This window comes from Mycolicibacterium sp. ND9-15 (assembly GCF_035918395.1).
GTDB lineage: Bacteria > Actinomycetota > Actinomycetes > Mycobacteriales > Mycobacteriaceae > Mycobacterium.
This window is the reverse complement of record NZ_CP142362.1, coordinates 2,794,605-2,814,003: the sequence shown is the minus strand read 5'-3', so window position 1 is coordinate 2,814,003 and position 19,399 is coordinate 2,794,605. Positions and strand designations below refer to the sequence as shown.

At 68.0% G+C, this 19,399-nt stretch carries 13 protein-coding genes; 8 read left to right on the top strand and 5 right to left on the bottom strand.

Annotated features, from left to right (window positions below):
• Positions 1 to 58 precede the first annotated feature (58 nt).
• Genes hpt through dacB form a run of 4 tightly spaced genes read right to left on the bottom strand, consistent with a single transcriptional unit; the run spans position 59 to position 4,041 of the window.
• Positions 59 to 649 carry a hypoxanthine phosphoribosyltransferase gene (gene hpt / locus QGN32_RS13740; RefSeq protein WP_326544933.1) on the bottom strand — a complete coding sequence of 197 codons (591 nt, stop codon included), beginning with the start codon at positions 647 to 649 and terminating at the stop codon, positions 59 to 61.
• Positions 636 to 1,625, bottom strand: coding sequence for a tRNA lysidine(34) synthetase TilS (gene tilS / locus QGN32_RS13735; RefSeq protein ID WP_326544932.1), 990 nt, complete (start codon positions 1,623 to 1,625; stop codon positions 636 to 638). The genes hpt and tilS overlap by 14 nt, the downstream gene beginning before the upstream one ends.
• Positions 1,604 to 2,674, bottom strand: coding sequence for a zinc-dependent metalloprotease (locus QGN32_RS13730; protein ID WP_326544931.1), 1,071 nt, complete (start codon positions 2,672 to 2,674; stop codon positions 1,604 to 1,606). Before QGN32_RS13730 ends, tilS begins: the two co-directional genes overlap by 22 nt.
• Positions 2,662 to 4,041 (bottom strand): D-alanyl-D-alanine carboxypeptidase/D-alanyl-D-alanine endopeptidase, encoded by a 1,380-nt coding sequence (gene dacB / locus QGN32_RS13725; protein WP_326544930.1) that lies wholly within the window; start codon positions 4,039 to 4,041, stop codon positions 2,662 to 2,664. The genes QGN32_RS13730 and dacB overlap by 13 nt, the downstream gene beginning before the upstream one ends.
• Positions 4,042 to 4,155: 114 nt before the next feature.
• Here dacB and QGN32_RS13720 point away from each other — a divergent pair, with 114 nt between their 5' ends.
• From QGN32_RS13720 to QGN32_RS13710, 3 genes are all read left to right on the top strand, one after another.
• Positions 4,156 to 4,644, top strand: coding sequence for an inorganic diphosphatase (locus tag QGN32_RS13720; protein WP_326544929.1), 489 nt, complete (start codon positions 4,156 to 4,158; stop codon positions 4,642 to 4,644).
• 91 nt (positions 4,645 to 4,735) lie between these two features.
• Positions 4,736 to 5,257, top strand: coding sequence for a 2-oxo-4-hydroxy-4-carboxy-5-ureidoimidazoline decarboxylase (locus tag QGN32_RS13715; RefSeq protein ID WP_326544928.1), 522 nt, complete (start codon positions 4,736 to 4,738; stop codon positions 5,255 to 5,257).
• Positions 5,258 to 5,409: 152 nt separating this feature from the next.
• Positions 5,410 to 8,691 carry a LuxR C-terminal-related transcriptional regulator gene (locus QGN32_RS13710; protein WP_326544927.1) on the top strand — a complete coding sequence of 1,094 codons (3,282 nt, stop codon included), beginning with the start codon at positions 5,410 to 5,412 and terminating at the stop codon, positions 8,689 to 8,691.
• Positions 8,692 to 8,787: 96 nt separating this feature from the next.
• Here QGN32_RS13710 and QGN32_RS13705 read toward each other — a convergent pair whose 3' ends face one another.
• Positions 8,788 to 9,795: a TerC family protein gene (locus QGN32_RS13705; RefSeq protein ID WP_326544926.1), complete on the bottom strand. Its 1,008-nt coding sequence runs from the start codon at positions 9,793 to 9,795 to the stop codon at positions 8,788 to 8,790.
• A 275-nt stretch (positions 9,796 to 10,070) separates the two neighbouring features.
• On the opposite strand from QGN32_RS13705, the gene QGN32_RS13700 reads away from it, so the two are divergent.
• The 5 genes from QGN32_RS13700 to QGN32_RS13680 are packed head-to-tail and all read left to right on the top strand — an operon-like array spanning position 10,071 to position 19,345.
• Positions 10,071 to 13,976, top strand: coding sequence for a Pls/PosA family non-ribosomal peptide synthetase (locus QGN32_RS13700; protein WP_326544925.1), 3,906 nt, complete (start codon positions 10,071 to 10,073; stop codon positions 13,974 to 13,976).
• Entirely contained in the window at positions 13,973 to 15,304 is a 1,332-nt protein-coding gene (locus QGN32_RS13695; protein WP_326544924.1) for a M1 family metallopeptidase, read from the top strand. Before QGN32_RS13700 ends, QGN32_RS13695 begins: the two co-directional genes overlap by 4 nt.
• Positions 15,301 to 16,578, top strand: a complete 1,278-nt coding sequence (locus tag QGN32_RS13690; protein ID WP_326544923.1) for a polysaccharide biosynthesis protein — start codon at positions 15,301 to 15,303, stop codon at positions 16,576 to 16,578. The genes QGN32_RS13695 and QGN32_RS13690 overlap by 4 nt, the downstream gene beginning before the upstream one ends.
• Positions 16,579 to 16,593: 15 nt before the next feature.
• Positions 16,594 to 17,571: a UDP-glucose 4-epimerase GalE gene (galE, locus tag QGN32_RS13685; RefSeq protein WP_326544922.1), complete on the top strand. Its 978-nt coding sequence runs from the start codon at positions 16,594 to 16,596 to the stop codon at positions 17,569 to 17,571.
• The gene (locus tag QGN32_RS13680) at positions 17,534 to 19,345 is read left to right on the top strand and encodes a hypothetical protein (protein WP_442791702.1); all 1,812 of its coding nucleotides are present in this window, start codon (positions 17,534 to 17,536) and stop codon (positions 19,343 to 19,345) included. The genes galE and QGN32_RS13680 overlap by 38 nt, the downstream gene beginning before the upstream one ends.
• The last annotated feature ends 54 nt before the right edge of the window (positions 19,346 to 19,399 follow it).

Here is a 19,399-nt window from a genome sequence, read left to right as displayed (position 1 = left end):
TCCGGCAGGCTTCTACTCGAACTTTTCCTGCGTAGACGCAGTCTCGCGAGGAAGCCGTTCAGTGCTGCTCGTACACCTTCGGGTCCAGCGTGCCGATGTAGTTGAGGTCGCGGTAGCGCTCGGCGTAGTCCAGGCCGTAGCCGACGACGAACTCGTTGGGGATGTCGAACCCGACGTGCGCGATGTCGACGTCGGCGCGCACCGCCTCGGGTTTGCGCAGCAGCGCGCACACCCGCAGCGAGCGGGGATGGCGGGTCGCGAGGTTGCGCAGCAACCACGACAGGGTGAGGCCGGAGTCGACGATGTCCTCGACGATCAGCACGTCGCGGTCGTTGATGTCGCGGTCGAGATCCTTGAGGATGCGCACCACACCGGACGACGACGTCGACGAGCCATACGAGCTGACCGCCATGAACTCCAGCTGCGTCGGCAGCGGGATGGCGCGCGCGAGGTCGGTGACGAAGAACACCGCACCCTTGAGCACGGTGACCAGTAGCAGATCTTGGCCATTGGCCTCGACGGCGTCGCGGTATTCCTCGCCGATGCGTGCCCCGAGCTCGGCGATCTTGTCCTGAATCTCGTCGGAGGACAGCAGCACCGACTTGATGTCGCCGGAATACAGCTCGGCGGGTTGCTCAGGCACGGGCACAGTTTTTCATGGTTCCCACCGGCTCTGTGTGCAGGGTCAGCATGCCGTCGCGGCGGCCTGCGACCAGCCGTCGGTCGCGAAGCGGCGACCCGACCGCGACCCCGCCCTGGCCTCGCCAGGCCGTGACCAGGGTGTCCACCCCGCGAATCTGTTTGTCGGTGAGTCCGCTGGCGCCCCCGTCAAGCAACCAGCAACGAATCACCCTGCGCCGCAGCGCTTCCGGTAGTTCAGCCAGCTCCGCGGCGTCGAGGGCGTCGTCGCGGCGAAGCCCGGTCAGCGCGCGGTCGGCGAGTTCGTCGAGGGTGTCGGTATCGGCGCGCAGCGCGACTGCGGTGCGCGCCAGCGCCTCGGCCACCCCACCGCCGAGTACGTCTTCGAGCAGGGGCAGCACCTCTTCCCGCAGCCGGACCCGGGTGAACCGGCGGTCGGTGTTGTGCGGGTCGTGCCACGGTGTCAGGCCGAGTTCGGCGCACGCGGCCCGAGTCACCGCGCGCCGGACACCGAGCAGGGGCCGGTACCACGGCGGGTCGCACGGTCGCATGCCGGCGATCGACCGCGGTCCCGAGCCGCGGCCCAACCCCAGCAGCACCGTCTCAGCTTGATCGTCCAGCGTGTGCCCGAGCAGCACCGGCAGTCCGTTCCGCGCCGCTTCCAGGGCACGGTAGCGGGCGATACGCGCCGCCGCCTCAGGGCCGCCCGCCGCTCCGACATCGACGCGAATGACCTGCACGGCAACACATCCCACTGAAAGCGCCTGCTGTCGCGCGGTTTCCGCGACGGCCGCGGAGTTCGGCTGCAGCTGGTGATCGACGATCAATGCGGTGGTCGATTTCATGCCCGCCGCCACCGCGGTCAACGCGAGCGAGTCCGCACCCCCGGACAGTGCGACGCACCAGCGGTCCTCGCCGGCGCCGAAGTCGCGGTCGAACCCCGCGATCGCCGACCGCAGCGCGGCTACAGCACCCTGTCGATCCATCGTTGCGGCTCGTCGATTTCGATTGGTAGCGGCAGTGTTTCGGGACTCGACCACACGGTGTTGAACCGGTCCATCCCGACGGTGGACACCACGTGGTCGACGAACGCCTTGCCGCGGGTGTACTGGCTGATCTTGGCGTCGACTCCCAGCAGTGCGCGCACCACACGCTGCAGTGGCGACTGCTTGCGCCGGCGCCGTTCGTCGAACCGCCTGCGGATGGTGGCCACCGACGGCACCACCGCCGGACCGACGGCGTCCATCACGTGCTCCGCGTGGCCTTCCAACAGCGTGCCCAGCACCAGTAGTCGGTCGAGCGCCTCACGCTGCGGCTCGGACTGCACCGCCCGCAGCAGCCCGACGATGCCACTCGAATTCGCTTCGGCGACATCGATGTCGGCATCTTTTCGCCGGCTGCGCACGAATTCTGCCAGTCGCGAAGCTATCTCGGTGATGTCATCGGTGCCTTCTTCAGTGAGTACCGCGAGTGCCCGGGACATGTGGTCGACCAGCCACGGGTTGGCGCGAAACTGCACGCGGTGCGTGACCTCATGCATGCAGACCCAGAGCCGGAAGTCGTAGGGCTGCACCCGCAGCTGCCGTTCGACGGCGATCACGTTGGGGTAGACCAACAGCAGTTCGCCGCCGCCGGGACCGAACGGGTCGTACTGGCCGAGGATGCCCGAGGAGATGAACGCCAGCACCGCGCCCGTCTGCGCCCCGGTGATGCGTCCGCTGATGAAGCCTCTGGGGTTCTCCGACCCCCCGGTCATCACCCGCATCGACTGGGTGGCCGCGCGGATCCACTGCGGCCGATCCACGATTCGGGCCTCGGGGATCTCGCTGCCCTCGGTCATGCCGGTGACCTCGCGCACCGGCAGTTCGGCCGTGCGCGACGCCTCGGCCAACTGCTCGATCACCTGGTTCCGCGTGTAGTCGGTGGACGCCGGACTGGGACGGGCCAACTTCTCCCCGACGGTGGCCGCGAATTTCCAGTCGACGGCGCGACCGACAGAAAGCGTGGACTTCGTGGTGGTAGTCATCGGCTGCATCCGCACTTTCGTAAAGTGGCGGCCAGGTTGTCGAGCGCGATGCGTCCGGTCGGGCCCGCGTTGTTGGAGATCAAAGCGAACGTGAGCACCCGCCCACTCGCGTCGGTGACAATGCCCGCCAATGAGTTGGTGCCGGTGAGCGACCCGGTCTTGGCGCGCAGGAAACCAGCGGCGGGTTTGACGATGTCGGTGTCCAGATAGCGGTTCGAGAGTGTTCCGCTGCCCCCGGCGATCGGCAACAGGTCGACCAGCGGTCGCAGCTTCGGCCGGTCGCTTCCGGCCGCGGCTTGGACCACCTCGTCCAGTGTCTCCGCGGTGAGGCGGTCGTCGACGGAGAGTCCGCTCGAGTCGAACAACCTCGCGCCGGTGGTGTCGATCCCGGCGTCCTCGAGCGCGCTGAGTGTCGCGCCGACGGCGCCTTCGAAGCTTTCCGGCCGGTTGAGTCCCGCGGCGACCTCGCGGCCGATCGCCTCGGCCATCACGTTGTCGGAGGGGTTCATCATGTCGCGCAGCCGCGAAATCAGTGGCGGGGACGAAACGGCGGCGATCTCCTTGCCGCCGGCCGCGCTGCCGGGCGCCATGCTCACCTTCGCCGGGTCGATCCGCAGCGCCACCGCCAGCGCCCGGCCGGCGTCCAGCGCAGGCGTCCGGGACCGTGCCGAGTCGACGCTCACCGGCTGGGTGCGGCCACCGTCGAGCATGACCGACTCCATCGGCGCGATGTCGCCGCCGTCGATGTCGAGTGGATCCCAGCCCGGCGCCATGGTCGGTCCGCTGTATGCGCTGACATCGACCTGGACGGCCGTCACCTCGATGCCGCTGCCGCGCACCTGGTCGGCTAGGTCGCTGATCCGGGCCGCGTCGCGGTACCAGGTGTCCTCGCCGGCGGCGGCCGCCGACAGCGTCGGGTCGCCGCCGCCCTTGAGTACCACCACCCCGGGCCTGCTGCCGCTGAAGACGCGCGTGGTCAGCCGGGCGTCGCGATCCAGTACCAGCAACGCCGCGGCGGCGGTCAACGTCTTGTTCGTCGACGCCGGCTGCATCGGCACGTCGGCGCCCCGCTCCCACAGCGGGGCCGCGGTGATCGCGTCGGTGACACGGCCGGTGAGATCACCGAGGTTCGGGTCTGCCAGCGCCGGCGCGAGCGCGGCAGCCAACCGGTCCGGCAGCGGCTTGGGCGCAGAGTCGGCGACCGGCACGATACTTGGGTTCGCGGTCGCGGCCGCGGGCGTCGGCTTGCCGGCCGAGGCTTCGGTGGACGGACCCGCCGTGAGCAGCGCGGCCACCAGCACGACGACGGCGACCAGCGCCAATACCGTCGCGCCGATCGCCACATGCGTGGTTCGCCGCCACTGAGTGGGCCGCATGACTCTCCTGCTCAACTAGACCGCCCCCGTACAGCAGCGTATCGCTCCATTAAGGTTGACCCGCGTTCTCACAGGACGACCCGGTACCAGAGCACAGGGCAAGGAGCCGCAGCGGTGCAATTCGACGTAGTAATCGAGATTCCCAAGGGTTCGCGCAACAAATACGAGGTGGACCACGACACCGGCCGGGTGAAGTTGGACCGCTACCTGTATACGTCGATGGCGTATCCCGCGGATTACGGGTTCTTCGAAGACACGCTCGGTGAGGACGGCGACCCGCTCGACGCACTGGTGCTGATGACCGAGTCGGTGTTCCCCGGCTGCATCGTCGAGGCCCGGCCGGTCGCGATGTTCCAGATGATCGACGAGGCCGGCGGCGACGACAAACTGTTGTGCGTGCCCGTCGGCGACCCTCGCTGGGACCATATCCAGGACCTCTCCGACGTCCCCTCCTTCGAACTGGAGGCCATCAAGCACTTCTTCGTGCATTACAAGGACCTCGAGCCGGGCAAGTACGTCAAGGCCGCCGACTGGGTTGGCCGTGCGGAGGCCGAGGCCGAACTTCGGGCGTCGGTGGAGCGGTTCAAGAAGTCCGGGCACTGACTCGGCACTGACAGCACCGACGGCGGATATTTTTCCCTCGCCGTAACACGGCGTAACCCGGACGTCCCGCTCGCGTCCGATCATGATCTGCGTGTTGCTCCATCAGGGGATCGGCCTCGAGGCGTTCAACGCAATGCCGATGCGCAGGGCGGTGCATGCCGTATACGAATGCTGCTACAGCGTGCCGCTGGCCGCCGATCTGGCGCGGGGCCGGCCGTACGCCGACCACGACGCACTGTTCCGTGAGGCCGACGCGTCGCTGTTCGGCTTGGGCGAGGATTCCGTCGGCACGATGCTGCAGGCGTACCCCGACATCGGGCGGCGGCCGGGCAGCGGGAAGTCGGCCGCCGAACAGTGCGCGATCTGGTGCGACCAGCCCGAGGTGATGGAGCGACTGGCGCAGGCCTCGAAACGCTACCTCGAGCATTTCGGCTTCGGCTTCGTGATGTTCATCAACGGCTACGACGCCGAACAGCTGCTCGCGACGATCACCGACCGGATGCACAACGACGTCGAGACCGAGCGCAAGGTCGTCCGCAACGAGTTGGCCCGCATCAACCGCACGAGGCTTGGACGCATGCTGGGACCCGAGGGCGGCTACGACAACTGGTGAACCGCGCGCACTGAGCGCACGGTTGTCGCACGCGAATCCCGAGTAACCCCGTCCACAGGCGTGCGCTCCGCGGTGGCGTACGCATCCGGCGTGCGAACAATTGGCGTTTTCGCTGATGTTTCGGCGATCAACGGCGCCGCATGCTGGCTAGCATGAGCGAAACCAGCTCGAGCGATATTGGCCCGGACATGAGCGAGCTTCCGACTGGAACGGTCACGTTGCTGCTGGCCGATGTCGAAGGTTCGACTCGGTTGTGGGAAACCCAGCCCGACGCGATGACGGCCGCGGTCGCGCGCCTGGACCGGGCCCTGGCCGATGCGGCCGATGCTCACCGCGGGGTGCGGCCTGTCGAGCAGGGCGAGGGAGACAGCTTCGTCATCGCGTTCGCCCGCGCCGCCGATGCGGTGTCTTGCGCCCTCGCATTGCAGCGCGCGCAGTTGGCGCCGCTCAAGCTGCGCATCGGAATCCACACCGGTGACGTCCATCTACGTGACGAGGGCAATTACATCGGACCGACGGTCAATCGCACCGCGCGCTTGCGCAACCTGGCGCACGGCGGACAGACCGTGCTCTCGGGTGCGACGGAACCGCTTGTGATCGACCAACTTCCGTCGGACGTGACACTCGACGATCTCGGCACACACCCACTGCGCGACCTGCCTCGCCCGGAACGGGTGATCCAGCTCTGCCACCCTGATCTGCACAACGAGTTCCCGCCGCTGCGCACCGCGAATGTGGTTGCGGCCGAGAATCTTCCGGTTCAGCTGTCGAGCTTCATCGGACGCAAGAAGGAAATCGGCGGTATCCGCGAGGCCCTCACCGGCAACCGGCTCGTCACCCTGACCGGCGCGGGCGGGGCGGGCAAGACGCGGTTGGCGGTGCAGGTCGCCGCCGAGATGGCCAGCGGGTTCACCGACGGTGTGTACTACGTCGACCTGGCGCCGATCACCGACCCCGATGTGGTGCCCGTGGCGACCGCGCGTGCGCTGGGACTGCCCGACCAGCCCGGGCAGCCGACGATGGACGTACTGCTGCGGTTCATCCGCGAGCGCCGGATGTTGATCCTGCTCGACAACTGCGAGCACCTGCTCGACGCCAGCGCGGAACTGGTCATCGCGCTGCTGGGCAGCTGCCCGGCGCTTACCCTGCTCACCACGAGCCGCGAGCCGATCGGCGTGACGGGTGAGGTGAGCTGGCGGGTGCCGTCGTTGTCGCTGGCCGACGACGCTATCGCCTTGTTCACCGACCGCGCACGGCGGGTCAAGCCCGACTTTCACGTCACGGTCGAGAATGCCGAGGCGGTGACCGAGATCTGTCGCCGGCTCGACGGACTTCCGCTGGCCATCGAGCTCGCGGCGGCCCGGATCCGTGCGTTGTCGCCGACCGAGATCCTCGAGAGTCTGCATGACCAGTTCCGCCTGCTGACGGGCGGCGCGCGTACCTCGGTGCGCCGCCAGCAGACGTTGCGCGCGTCGGTCGACTGGTCGCACGCGTTGTTGAGCGAGCCGGAACAGGTGTTGTTCCGAAGGCTCGCAGTATTTTTCGGCGGCTTCGACGTCGACGCCGCGCACGCTTGCGCAGGCGATGCCGACAGCGAGCGCTACCAGGTGCTCGACCAGCTCACGCTGCTGGTGGACAAGTCGCTCGTGGTCGCCGAGGACAGCCGGCGCGGCACCCGGTACCGGCTGCTGGAGACCGTGCGGCAGTACGCCCAGGAGAAACTGCACGAGTCCCGCGAAGGCGACGAGATACGGACGCGCCACCGCGATCACTACACCGCGACGGCCACACTTCTCGACCGGCCGCCCGATGCCGACCACGAACGGCATGTCGATTGGGCCGAAGCCGAAATAGACAATCTGCGAGCAGCTTTCGCGTGGAGCCGGGAGCGCGGCGATGTCGAGCGCGCGCTTACGCTCGCGTCGTCGCTGCAACCGCTGTGGCTGACCCGAGGCCGGATCCAGGAGGGGATCGGCTGGTTGAGCGCCGCACTTGCCGACGCGGACCCGCAGACCGCGGGCGCCTCGGCGGCCCGCGTGCGGGCGTCGGCGAACAAGGCACTCCTCCTTGCCTTCCTCGCCACCAACGACCACGCCAGCGAGGTGGAACAGACCCTCGAACTGGCCAGGGAGCTGGGAGATCCCGCACAGCTGGCCCGGGCGTTGACCGCCTGTGGAATGTTCGCCGCTGCCGACGAATCGGCCCGGCGGTACTTCAGCGAGGCCGCCGACGTGGCGCGAGAACTGGGTGATTCGTGGATCCTGGGTCAGATCCGAGCACAGGAGGCGCTGGCCGGCTTCATCGGCGACCGCACGACGGCCGTCGTCCAGGCGGCCGCCGAGGAGGGTCTCCGGATCGCCGCCGAGATCGGTGATGCCTTCGTGTCACGCCAGTGCCATATGGCGCTGGCATGGGAAGAACTCCTCGCCGGGGACCTGCGAAAGTCTGTCGTCACGCTGGATGAGCTGGCCCAGGATTGCTCCACCAGTCGCGATTCGATGTTCTCGATGTACACCTCGGTCATACAGACCTACGCCCTGGCCTACATGGGAGAGGTGGACCGGGCTCGGGTGGCCTCGGACACCGCCCTCCGCCACGCGTCCGAGCTCTTCGACTACTACAAGGGCGCGGTCCACGTGGGGTTCGCTTACATCCATCTCGCCGAGGGAGACGCGGCAGCCGCATGGGCTGAGCACAACAAGGCCCGCGCGCTCACAGGTATCGATTCCCGCATCGCCTCCGTTTTCGCCTGGACGCCGCTGGGCCCGTTGGCATGCGGCGACCGCGACGCGGCTCGTCGCGCTGCCGATGAGGCAGTTGCGCATACGGCGGGGATCGGCCGATCGCTAGCGCTGGCGGCGCGCGCCTACGTGGAGGTCGCGCAAGGCGAACTCGACTGCGCCGAACACGATGCCCACCAGGCGCTCGACCTGGCGTCCTGTCTCGGCGGCCACCTCGTCGTGCCCTTCGCACTCGACTCCCTCGCTTCCGTGGCGGCGCAAACCGGCAACCCAGTGGCAGCGGCGCGCCTCTTGGGCGCAGCAGACGTGACCCGTCGACACATGGGCATAGTGCGATTCAAGGTGCTCGACGCGGCCGCTCAAGCGACCACTGCCACCCTGCGAGAAACTCTGCGCGACAACGACTTCGATGCCGCCTGGGATGAAGGTGCCGCGCTGAGTATCGAGGAGGCCATCGCCTACGCGCAGCGCGGCCGCGGCGAGCGCAAACGCGCGGGCAGTGGGTGGGCGTCGCTGACCCGCGCCGAGCTCGACGTCGTGAAACTCGTCAGTGCGGGCCTGGGCAACAAGGAGGTAGCCGCACGGCTGTTCGTCTCACCTCGCACCGTCCAGGCTCATCTCACCCACATCTACGCCAAACTGGGCCTGACGTCGCGAGTGCAGCTCGCCCAGGAAGCGGCCAAGCACGGCTGAGTCAAACGCCTCGAGCGCACGGTTCTGTACCCGAATTCCGAGAGACAGCGCGAACGAGCTTGCGCTCGAGACGCAGAAAAGCCTCGCACCCAGCGCTCAGCGCGAATCCAACGATTTCCTGGCGCCGTTCGCGGCGTTCTTCAAGTCGTGTATCCGCGTCTTGTACAGGCTCGCCGCGGTGGTGATGAGCAGCGTCACGACGATCACCGCCAGCGACAGCAGGGTCGGGATCTCGGGCACCGGGACATGCTCGCCGCCGTTGATGAACGGCACCTCGTTCTCGTGCAGTGCGTGCAGCAGCAGCTTCACCCCGATGAACCCGAGGATCAACGCCAGCCCCTGGGACAGATACACCAGCCGCTTGAGCAGGTCGCCCAGCAGGAAGTAAAGCTGGCGCAAACCCATCAGCGCGAACACGTTCGCCGTGAAGACCAGGTACGGCTCCCGGGTCAGGCCGTAGATGGCGGGGATGGAGTCGAGCGCGAAGATCAGGTCCGTGGTGCCGAGTGCGACGATGACGAGGAACATCGGCGTCATCAGCCGTTTGCCGTTCTCCTTCACCCACAGCTTCAGGCCGTCCCACTTGTCGGTGAGGCTCAGGTGGTTGCGGGCGAACCTGACCACGATGTTGTCGCCGTCGTCCTCGTGATCGGTGTCGCGCGCCAGGTTGATCGCCGTATAGATCAGGAACGCGGCGAAGATGTAGAACACCCACGAGAACTGGTTGATCGCCACGGCACCGAGCGCGATGAAGATGCCACGGAAGATCAACGCCAGGATGATGCCGACGAGCAGCGCCTGCTGCTGGTACTTCCTGGGCACGTTGAAGCTGGCCATGATGATCAGGAAGACGAACAGGTTGTCCACCGACAGGCTGTACTCGGTGAGCCAGCCGGCGAAGAACTCGACCCCGTACCGGCTGCCGTGGAAGAACCACGTCCACAACCCGAACGCGATCGCCAGCCCGACGTAGATCGTCAGCGCGATCCCGGTCTCCCGTCTCGACGGTTCATGCGGCCGACGGCCGATCACGACCACGTCGAACAGCAGAATGGCGATCGTCACGCTCAGCGTGATGATCCATTCGAGTTGGGAAACGTTCACCGATCCTCCGGTCGTCAAAGCGCCGGAGGTCTCTTCCACCGCCACGGTAAAGCGTGCCGGCCCGCAGCACCGGTCGTCCGACGACGGCCGACGTGATGACGGCACCGCGGCGAAGGAATACTCCCCTCCGCAGGCGATTCTGCCAGGTACCAGTGGATGACCGAAACGGGCAGAACAAAACCCCCGCCGGTTGCGGTCTGACGGTTTCCCAATTGTGATCGCGACCCGCGTGCGGCGCAGGCGTCCCGTGCGCGTCGCTGAGTAGTTTTGTACCCGTGACTGGGCAGTTGCCGCCGGAATTACCGCCGCAGTATCTGCGGTCCCCGTCCGCGCCGCAGCCTCGCACGCTCATCGACATCCTCTACGACACAGCGAACCGCTACCCCGAGGCCCCCGCAATCGACGATGGCGACGTCCAGCTCACCTACGCCGAACTGATCACCGACATCGAGGACAGCGTGGCCTGGCTGGCCGCGCGCGGGATCGGCCGTGGGGACCGGATCGGGATCCGGATGCCGTCGGGCAATTACGCGCTGTATGTCGCGATCCTGGCGATCCTGGCCGCCGGCGCCGCCTACGTGCCCGTCGACGCCGATGACCCGCAGGAGCGCGCCGAGTTGGTGTTCGCCGAAGCCAACGTGGTGGCCGTGATCACCGAGGCCGGACTGTCCCGCGGCCCCGGCTCGTCGCGAGGTTGGCGCGCGGCGGCGCCACTCGGCCGTGACGATGCGTGGGTCATCTTCACGTCCGGCTCCACAGGCACCCCGAAAGGGGTCGCGGTCACCCACCGCAGCGCCGCCGCTTTTGTCGACGCCGAAGCACGAATGTTCCTGCGCGACAACCCCATCGGGCCCGGCGACCGCGTGCTGGCCGGGCTGTCGGTGGCGTTCGACGCATCCTGCGAAGAGATGTGGCTGGCCTGGCGCCACGGTGCCTGCCTGGTGCCAGCACCGCGCTCGCTCGTGCGCAGCGGGATGGACCTGGGACCGTGGCTGATCGCGCGCGACATCACCGTGGTGTCCACCGTCCCGACCCTGGCCGCCCTGTGGCCCGCGGAGGCCCTCGAGGCGGTGCGGCTGCTGATCTTCGGCGGCGAAGCGTGCCCACCGGAACTGGCAGAACGGCTCGCGGTCGAGGGCCGCGAGGTGTGGAACACCTACGGACCGACGGAGGCAACCGTCGTGGCGTGCGCCGCGCGCCTGTCGGGAAGCGGCCCGGTGAGCATCGGGCTGCCGCTGGCCGGCTGGGATCTGGCCGTGGTCGACCGCAACGGTGAGCCGCTGCCGTACGGCGAGGTGGGCGAACTCGTCATCGGCGGCGTGGGGCTGGCCCGCTACCTCGACCCGGAGAACGACGCGAACAAGTACGGGCCGATGCCGACACTCGGGTGGTCGCGCGCCTACCGCAGCGGAGATCTGGTGCGGCTGGAGCCCGACGGCCTCTACTTCGTCGGTCGCGTCGACGACCAGGTCAAGGTCGGTGGCCGTCGTATCGAACTCGGTGAGGTCGACACCGCCCTGGTCAACCTGCCCGGAGTGAGCGGCGGCGCGGCCGCCGTACGACGCACTGCCGGCGGCACCCCACTTCTGGTCGGCTATATCGCGAGCGCCGATCCGTCGTTCGACCTTGGCAAGGCGCGCGCCGCTCTGGCCGAGACGTTGCCCGCCGCGCTGGTGCCCCGGCTCGTGCTCGTCGACGAACTACCCGCCCGCACCTCGGGCAAGGTCGACCGCGACGCGCTGCCGTGGCCCGTCGCCGTCGACGGCGGCGACGGCGACGGCCTGACGGGCACGACGGGCCGGCTCGCCGGGCTGTGGCGCGACGTGCTCGCCGCTCCGGTCGACGGCCCCGAAGCCGACTTCTTCGCGCTCGGCGGCGGTTCGCTCTCCGCGGCACAACTGGTTGCCGCCCTGCGCCGGCGCCACCCGCAGGTGACCGTGGCCGACCTGTACGACCACCCTCGGCTGGGGTCGCTCGCGGGCTTTCTCGACGAGCTCGATCCGCCGCCGCAAGTCCGTCCGCGCGAGGTGAAGCCGACGCCGCGTCGGACCCAAGCCGTCCAGGTCACCTTGGCGCTGCCGCTGGCCACGCTGACCGGGTTGCAGTGGGTGGTGTGGCTGGCGCTGGCCAACAACGTCCTGTCCGGGTACGTGCCCTGGACCGTGCCGGTGAACTGGTGGTGGGTCGGCCTGGGCTTCGTGCTGTTCGTCACCCCGCTGGGCCGATTGGGTATCGCCGCGCTGTGCGCCCGGCTTCTGCTCGGCGGGTTGTCTCCCGGCACCTACCGGCGCGGCGGGCCGGTCCACCTCCGCGTCTGGCTAGCTGAGCGGCTCGCCGAAGCCAGCGGCGCCGAAAACCTCGCGGGCGCACCGTGGTTGGTGTACTACGCACGTGCGCTGGGCAACAAGGTCGGCAAGGGTGTGGACCTGCACTCGACACCGCCTGTGACCGGCATGCTCAGACTCGGACACCGCAGTTCGGTCGAACCCGAGGTCGACCTGTCCGGCCATTGGATCGACGGCGACCACTTCCACGTCGGGCCGATCACCGTCGGGAACGACGCGACGATCGGTGCGCGCACCACGCTGCTGCCTGGCGCCGTCGTCGGTAAAGACGCCGATGTGGCCCCCGGCTCCGGCGTCGTCGGCAAGGTGAAAAACGGCCAGTACTGGACGGGTTCGCCCGCGGTGAAGTCGGGCAAGGCGCGCCACCCGTGGCCGGACCACCGACCGCACCGGGCCCCGCTGTGGGTGGCGGTCTACGGTGTCGCGTCGATCCTCATCAGCGCGCTGCCGCTGCTCGCGCTCGCGGTCGGATTGGCCGTGATCGGCTACGGCGTCCGCAATACCGGCTCGGTGACGGATGCGATCGCGCCCGCCGCGCTGTGGACACCGGCGGCGACCTTGGCGGCCGCCGTAACCTACGCGGTAGTGACGGTGATCGGGGTACGACTGCTATCGCTGGGGCTGTGCGAGGGACATCACCCGGTGCGCAGCCGCATCGGATGGCAGATCTGGGCCACCGAACGCCTGATGGACGCCGCACGCACCTACCTGTTCCCGATCTACGCGAGCCTGTTCACGCCCTCGTGGTTGCGGCTGCTGGGAGCCAAAGTAGGCCGCGGGACCGAGATTTCGACCGTCCTGCTCATACCGAAGTTCACGGTCGTGGAGGACGGCGCCTTCTTGGCCGACGACACCATGGTGGCGTCTTACGAGTTGGGCGGCGGCTGGATTCACGTCGCGAAGGCGACGATCGGCAAGCGTGCGTTCCTCGGCAACTCGGGCATCGCACAACCGGGCCGCAAGGTACCCGACGACGGGCTGGTAGCGGTGTTGTCGGCAGCCCCGCGCAAGGCCAAGGCCGGCTCGTCGTGGTTGGGCAGCCCGCCGGTTCGGTTGCGCCGCAAGCCGACCGCAGCAGATGCGCTGCGCACGTTCCACCCGTCGACGAGGCTGAAGCTACTGCGCGGGCTGGTCGAGACGTGTCGGATCGTACCGTTGATCGTGACCTTCGGGATCGGTGTCGCGGTGCTGCTCGCCCTGCAGTGGCTGGCCGTACAAGCCGGTTGGCGGTGGGCCGCACTGGCCTGCGGTGCAGTGCTGTTGGTTGCGGGGGCGATCGCCGGACTCGCCGCCGTGATCGCGAAATGGCTTGTGGTGGGGCGCATCGTGGCCGGCGAGCATCCGCTGTGGTCGCCGTTCGTGTGGCGTAACGAGGTTTCCGACACTTTCGTGGAGACCGTCGCCGCGCCGTGGTTCGCCCGCGCGGCCGGCGGGACGCCGGTGATGAGCCTGTGGCTGCGGGCGCTGGGCGCCAGGGTCGGCCGCGGGGTTTGGTGCGAAACGTACTGGCTGCCGGAGGCCGACCTGGTCATCCTCGGGGAGGGCGCCACCGTCAACCGGGGCTGCGTGGTGCAGACGCACCTGTTTCACGACAGGATCATGCGGATGGACACCGTCGTCCTGGAGCAGGGTTCGACGCTCGGCGCGCACTGTGTGGCGCTGCCCGCGGCGCGCATCGGTGCCGGAGCGACCGTCGGTCCGGCCTCGCTCGTCATGCGTGGCGACGAAGTGCCCCCGTCGACGCGATGGCAGGGCAATCCCATCGTGTCGTGGCGTGTCTCACGCAAGAAGCACGCCGGCGCGCCGGCATCTTCGACCAGAGAAACGGCCGCGTGACCAGAGGCAGGAAGAAGTCGACACCGGTCATCGACCCGTACCTGCCCGCCAGCGGCAACTTCGGTTATCGGGCGTCGCGCTATGAACTCGACCTCGAGTACAAGGTGGCGATCAACCGACTGTCGGGAACGGCGACGATCACCGCGGTGACACTTGCCGCGTTACACACCTTCACCCTCGACATCACCGACGCGCTCGCGGTCACGAAGGTGACCGTCAACGGTGCTCGCCCGCAACAGTTCCACACGTCGTCGGGCAAGCTGCACATCGCTTTGCGCGATGCGCTGCCCGCCGGTGCGGCGATGACGATCGTGGTGCGCTACGGCGGCGCTCCCCGGCCGATCCGTTCACTCTGGGGCGACGTGGGTTTCGAGGAGCTTACCGATGGCGCGCTCGTCGCCGGCCAGCCGAACGGGGCGCAGTCGTGGTTCCCGTGCGACGACCATCCGAGCGCCAAGGCCAGCTTCCGCATCCAGATCGCCACCGAGACCCCGTATCACGTGATCGCCAACGGCGAGTTGGTGTCTCGGCGGGCTCGTGCGGCAATGACGACGTGGACCTACGAGTTGCCCGAGCCGACGTCGACATATCTGGTCACGTTGCAGATCGGCAGGTACGAGCGCCGTCGCATGGCCGGCAACGGCGTCTCGATTCATGCGGTTCTCCCGGACCGGTTGCGTGAGAACTTCGAGCATGACTTCGCCCGGCAACCGCAGATGATGAAGCTGTTCGTCAAGTTGTTCGGGGCCTATCCGCTCGATGAGGGTTACACCGTCGTGGTGACCGACGACGACCTCGAGATTCCGCTCGAGGCACAGGGTATTTCGATTTTCGGCGCCAACCACTGCGACGGTAGGGGCAGAGCCGAGCGGCTCATCGCCCATGAACTCGCCCATCAGTGGTTCGGCAACTCGGTGACCGCGAAGCGGTGGCGCCACATCTGGTTGCACGAGGGGTTCGCGTGTTACGCCGAATGGCTGTGGTCGGAGAACTCAGGAGGCCGCAGCGCCGACGAGTGGGCGCACCATTATCACCAGCGGCTCGCGAACTCGCCGCGGGACCTCGTGCTCGCCGACCCCGGTCCCCGCGATATGTTCGACGACCGCGTGTACAAGCGCGGGGCGTTGACATTGCACGTGCTGCGCCGCCGACTCGGCGATGCCGACTTCTTTGCCTTGCTGCAGGATTGGACCGCTCGCTATCGGCACAGCTCGGTGGTGACCGACGATTTCACGGGGCTGGCATCGCATTACGCGAACGAGTCACTTCGGTCATTGTGGGAACCCTGGTTGTATTCGACCGGGTTACCCGATCTGGAATCGCCGTGACCGATGCGGGTTTCGATGCGCTCAGCGCGAGCGGCGCATCACCCTCCGGTCCGGCCGCGCGCAGCAGTGTCGTCCGTGTCGGCGCGGCGACCGCCGTAACCGCGCTGTGCGGCTATGTGGTGCTCTACCTGGCCGCCCGCGACCTGGAGCCCGCCGGCTTCTCGGTGTTCGCGGTGTTCTGGGGAGCGTTCGGCTTGGTCTCTGGTGCGGCGTTCGGTCTGTTGCAGGAGGCCACCAGGGAGGTGCGGTCCGCCGCGCACGCCGAGATGACGGGAACGCAACGGACCCGTCCGATGTGGGTGGCCGCCGTGGTGGGCGTGGTGTCGGCCGTTGCGATCGCGCTCAGCTCACCGCTGTGGTCTGAACACGTATTCGTCGACGCACGGTGGCTTTCGGTCACGCTGCTGGCCGTCGGCCTGGCCGGGATCTGCTTGCACGCAACGTTGCTCGGCATCCTGGCCGGATTGGACAGGTGGACCGCTTACGGGTCGCTCATGGTGACCGATGCGGGCCTGCGGGTCCTGGTGGCCGTCGTGACCTTCCTGGTCGGCTGGGGTCTGGCCGGCTATCTGTGGGCCACCGTCGCGGGTGCGGTGGCGTGGCTGATCATGCTGATCGCCTCACCGGCCACCCTGCGGGCCGCGACACTGCTGACCCCGGTCGGCACCGCGACATTCCTGCGTGGCGCTGCACATTCGGTCACGGCAGCGGGGGCCAGCGCGATCCTGGTCATGGGATTTCCGGTGCTGCTGCAGGCGACCTCCGGCGACCTCGGCGCGGCGGGCGGCGTCGTGATCCTGGCCGTCACGCTGACGCGGGCGCCACTGCTCGTTCCGCTGACTGCGATGCAGGGCAACCTGATCGCTCATTTCGTCGACCAGCGCGCACACCGATTGCGTGCCCTCGCGGCCCCCGCGCTCGTCGTGACCGGTGCGGGCCTGATCGGTGTGCTCGCCGCCTGGACGGTCGGACCGTGGTTGCTGCGCAGCGGGTTCGGCGCCGAGTACCGTGCCGACGGCGCACTGCTGGCGTGGTTGACGGGCGGGGCCATCGCCATCGGGTTGCTCACACTGACCGGCGCGGCGGCAGTGGCGGCGGCCCTGCACCGCGCGTACTCGCTGGGCTGGGTGTCTGCCACGGTTGCCTCGACGCTGTTGCTGCTGTTACCGCTCGACCTGCAGACCCGGACGGTGATCGCGCTGCTGTGCGGGCCGGTGGTCGGCATCGCTGTGCATCTGGCCGCGCTGTCGTCCGTATGCTGGCCCCGTTCTTAAGGTGAGGAAGACCGAATGACTTGGCTGGTGACCGGAGGCGCCGGATACATCGGTTCGCACGTCGTGCGGGCGGTGTCCGACGACGGCATCCCGGTGGTGGTCATCGACGACCTCTCCACCGGCCTCGAGCGATTCGTCCCTCCGGCCATCCCCTTGGTGCGCGGTAGCCTGCTCGACGGTCCACTCGTCGTCCGTACGCTCGAGGAGCATCGTGTCTCCGGCGTCATACACATCGCGGGATTCAAGTACGCGGGCGTCTCCGTGCAACGGCCGCTGCACACCTACGAGCAGAACATCTCGGCGATGGTCACGCTACTGAAGGCGATGGACACCGTCGGCGTCGACAACGTGGTGTTCTCGTCGAGCGCCGCCACCTACGGCACCCCGGATGTCGACATCGTCACCGAACAGACACCGACGGCTCCCGAATCACCGTACGGGGTGAGCAAACTGGTGGGCGAGTGGATGATTCGCGACGTGGCTCGGGCGTCCGGGTTACACCACACGAGCCTGCGTTACTTCAACGTGGTGGGCTCGGGTTCGGCGGACCTGTTCGACGTCAGCCCGCACAATCTTTTCCCGCTGGTGTTCGACATGCTCTGTCGCGGTGAAACGCCGCGGATCAACGGTGCCGACTACCCCACCGCCGACGGCACCTGCGTGCGTGACTACATTCACGTGTCGGATCTGGCATTGGCACATGTCGCCGCGGCGCGGCGGCTTGCCGCCGGTGAGCCGGTCGAGCCCGTTTACAACCTCGGCAGCGGTAGCGGCACATCCGTGCGGGAGATCATGACCACGATCCGGCAGGTCACTGGCTTCGATTTCGAACCGGTCATCGGCCCGCGCCGAGCGGGTGACCCCGCCCGTATCGTCGCATCCGGCGACCTGGCGGCACGCGATCTCGACTGGCAGATGCGACATTCGCTGGAGGAGATGGTGCGGTCCGCATGGATTGCGCGCCGACACGCGGGGGACGCGTATCCGCGGTAACTTCGCGCTGGGCAACTGGGTCGCTCGCACCGCCGTCGTCCTGATCGTCGTGCAGTTGGCGATCCGGGCGGTACTGGCATTCGGCGGCTACTTCTACTGGGACGACCTGATCCTGATCGGCCGCGCTGGCACCCAGACACTGGTGTCGCCGGCTTATCTGTTCGACGACCACGACGGCCACGTCATGCCGGGGGTTTTCCTGGTCGCGGGCGGAATCACGCGGTTGGCTCCGCTGAACTGGGTCGGCCCGGCGATCAGCCTGCTCGTACTGCAGTCGCTGGTCTCGCTGGCCCTACTGCGGACGCTGCACGTCATACTCGGCTGGCGGCCAGTGCTGTTGCTGCCGTTGACCTTTGCGTTGTTCACGCCGCTTGCGGTACCCGGGTTCGCGTGGTGGGCCGCGGCGCTGAACTCGCTGCCGATGCTGGCGGCGATGGCGTGGGTGTGCGGCGACGCGATCCTCTTGTTGCGCACCGGCAATCAACGCTACGCGGCGACGGGTCTTGCGGTGTACGTCGGCGGACTGCTGTTCTTCGAGAAGGCCGCGGTGATCCCGTTCGTCGCATTCGCCGTGGCGGCGCTGTTGGCGTACGTGAGCGGTACCGGGTCGCCGAAAGCGGTGTGGCGCAAAGGCCTCCGGTTCTGGGTGCCGGCGTTGGGGGTGACCGTCGGCTGGATCGCCGTGTATCTGGTCGTGGTCGATCAGAAGCGGTGGAGCCTGGATCTGGCGATGACGTGGGACCTGCTCGCGCGATCGGTGACGCACGGGGTCCTGCCCGGCCTGGTCGGCGGACCGTGGCACTGGCAGCGCTGGGCGCCGGCGTCGCCGTGGGCTACGCCGCCGATGACGGCGATGGTGCTGGGGTGGGCGGCGCTGGCCGCGGTGGTGGCCGTGACGTTTGTCCGCAAACGGCGCATCGGCCCGGTGTGGTTGGCGGCGGCGGGTTACGCGGTGGCCTGCCAGATCCCGATCTACCTGATGCGGTCGTCACAGTTCACCGCTCTGGAACTGGCGCAGACGCTGCGCTACCTGCCCGACCTTGTCATTGTGCTGACTCTGCTGGCCGCGGTCGGGCTGTGCGCGCCGAATCGCGAGGGCTCGCAGTGGCTGGACGCGTCGCGGACGCGCACGGTGGTGACGTGTGCGCTGACAGTGGCATTCGTGGTCAGCAGCTTGTACTCGACCGCGACGTTCTTGACGAGTTGGCGCGACAACCCGGCACACAGTTATCTGCAGAACGCGCTGGCGGGGCTGGCCGAGGCCGCCCGGCTGTCCGATGCGCCGATGCTCGACCAGGAGGTCGACCCGATGGTGCTGCAGCGGGTGGTGGGACCCGAGAACCGTGCCGGCCACATGTTCGCGCTGGTGCGCAATCGTCCTGAATTCGCCGTCGCCACAACGGAGTTGCGCATGCTGGATAACGCCGGTCGGGTGGTCGACGCGAAGGTGACGTGGGTGCGCAGCATCGCGCCGGGACCGGAGCCGAACTGCGGATACCTCGTGCAGCCGGACGCCCCGGTCCGGATGCCGTTGGACGGACCCCTGTTGCCTGCGGACTGGACAGCGGAGATCAACTACCTGGCCAACAGCGACGGCTCGATGACGATGTCGCTGTCGGAGGGCCAGCAGGTCAAGGTGCCGGTCCGGCCCGGGCTGAACCGCGTGTTCGTCCGGTTACCGGGTGCTGGCGACGCGATCGAGGTGCGTGCCAACACCGCGGCGTTGTCGGTGTGCATCGCGTCGGGGCCGGTCGGATTCGTGGCGCCGAGGTAGCCGGCGCGCTGAGTTCTTCCGTGACGGGCAACTTCTGCCGCCGGATGAGATCGC

Excerpts from the sequence above, each read along its gene's own strand:
- tilS (WP_326544932.1), bottom strand. The coding sequence starts at position 1,625 with ATGGATCGACAGGGTGCTGTAGCCGCGCTGCGGTCGGCGATCGCGGGG.
- QGN32_RS13730 (WP_326544931.1), bottom strand. The coding sequence starts at position 2,674 with ATGCAGCCGATGACTACCACCACGAAGTCCACGCTTTCTGTCGGTCGC.
- dacB (WP_326544930.1), bottom strand. The coding sequence starts at position 4,041 with ATGCGGCCCACTCAGTGGCGGCGAACCACGCATGTGGCGATCGGCGCG.
- QGN32_RS13710 (WP_326544927.1), top strand. The coding sequence starts at position 5,410 with ATGAGCGAAACCAGCTCGAGCGATATTGGCCCGGACATGAGCGAGCTT.
- galE (WP_326544922.1), top strand. The coding sequence starts at position 16,594 with ATGACTTGGCTGGTGACCGGAGGCGCCGGATACATCGGTTCGCACGTC.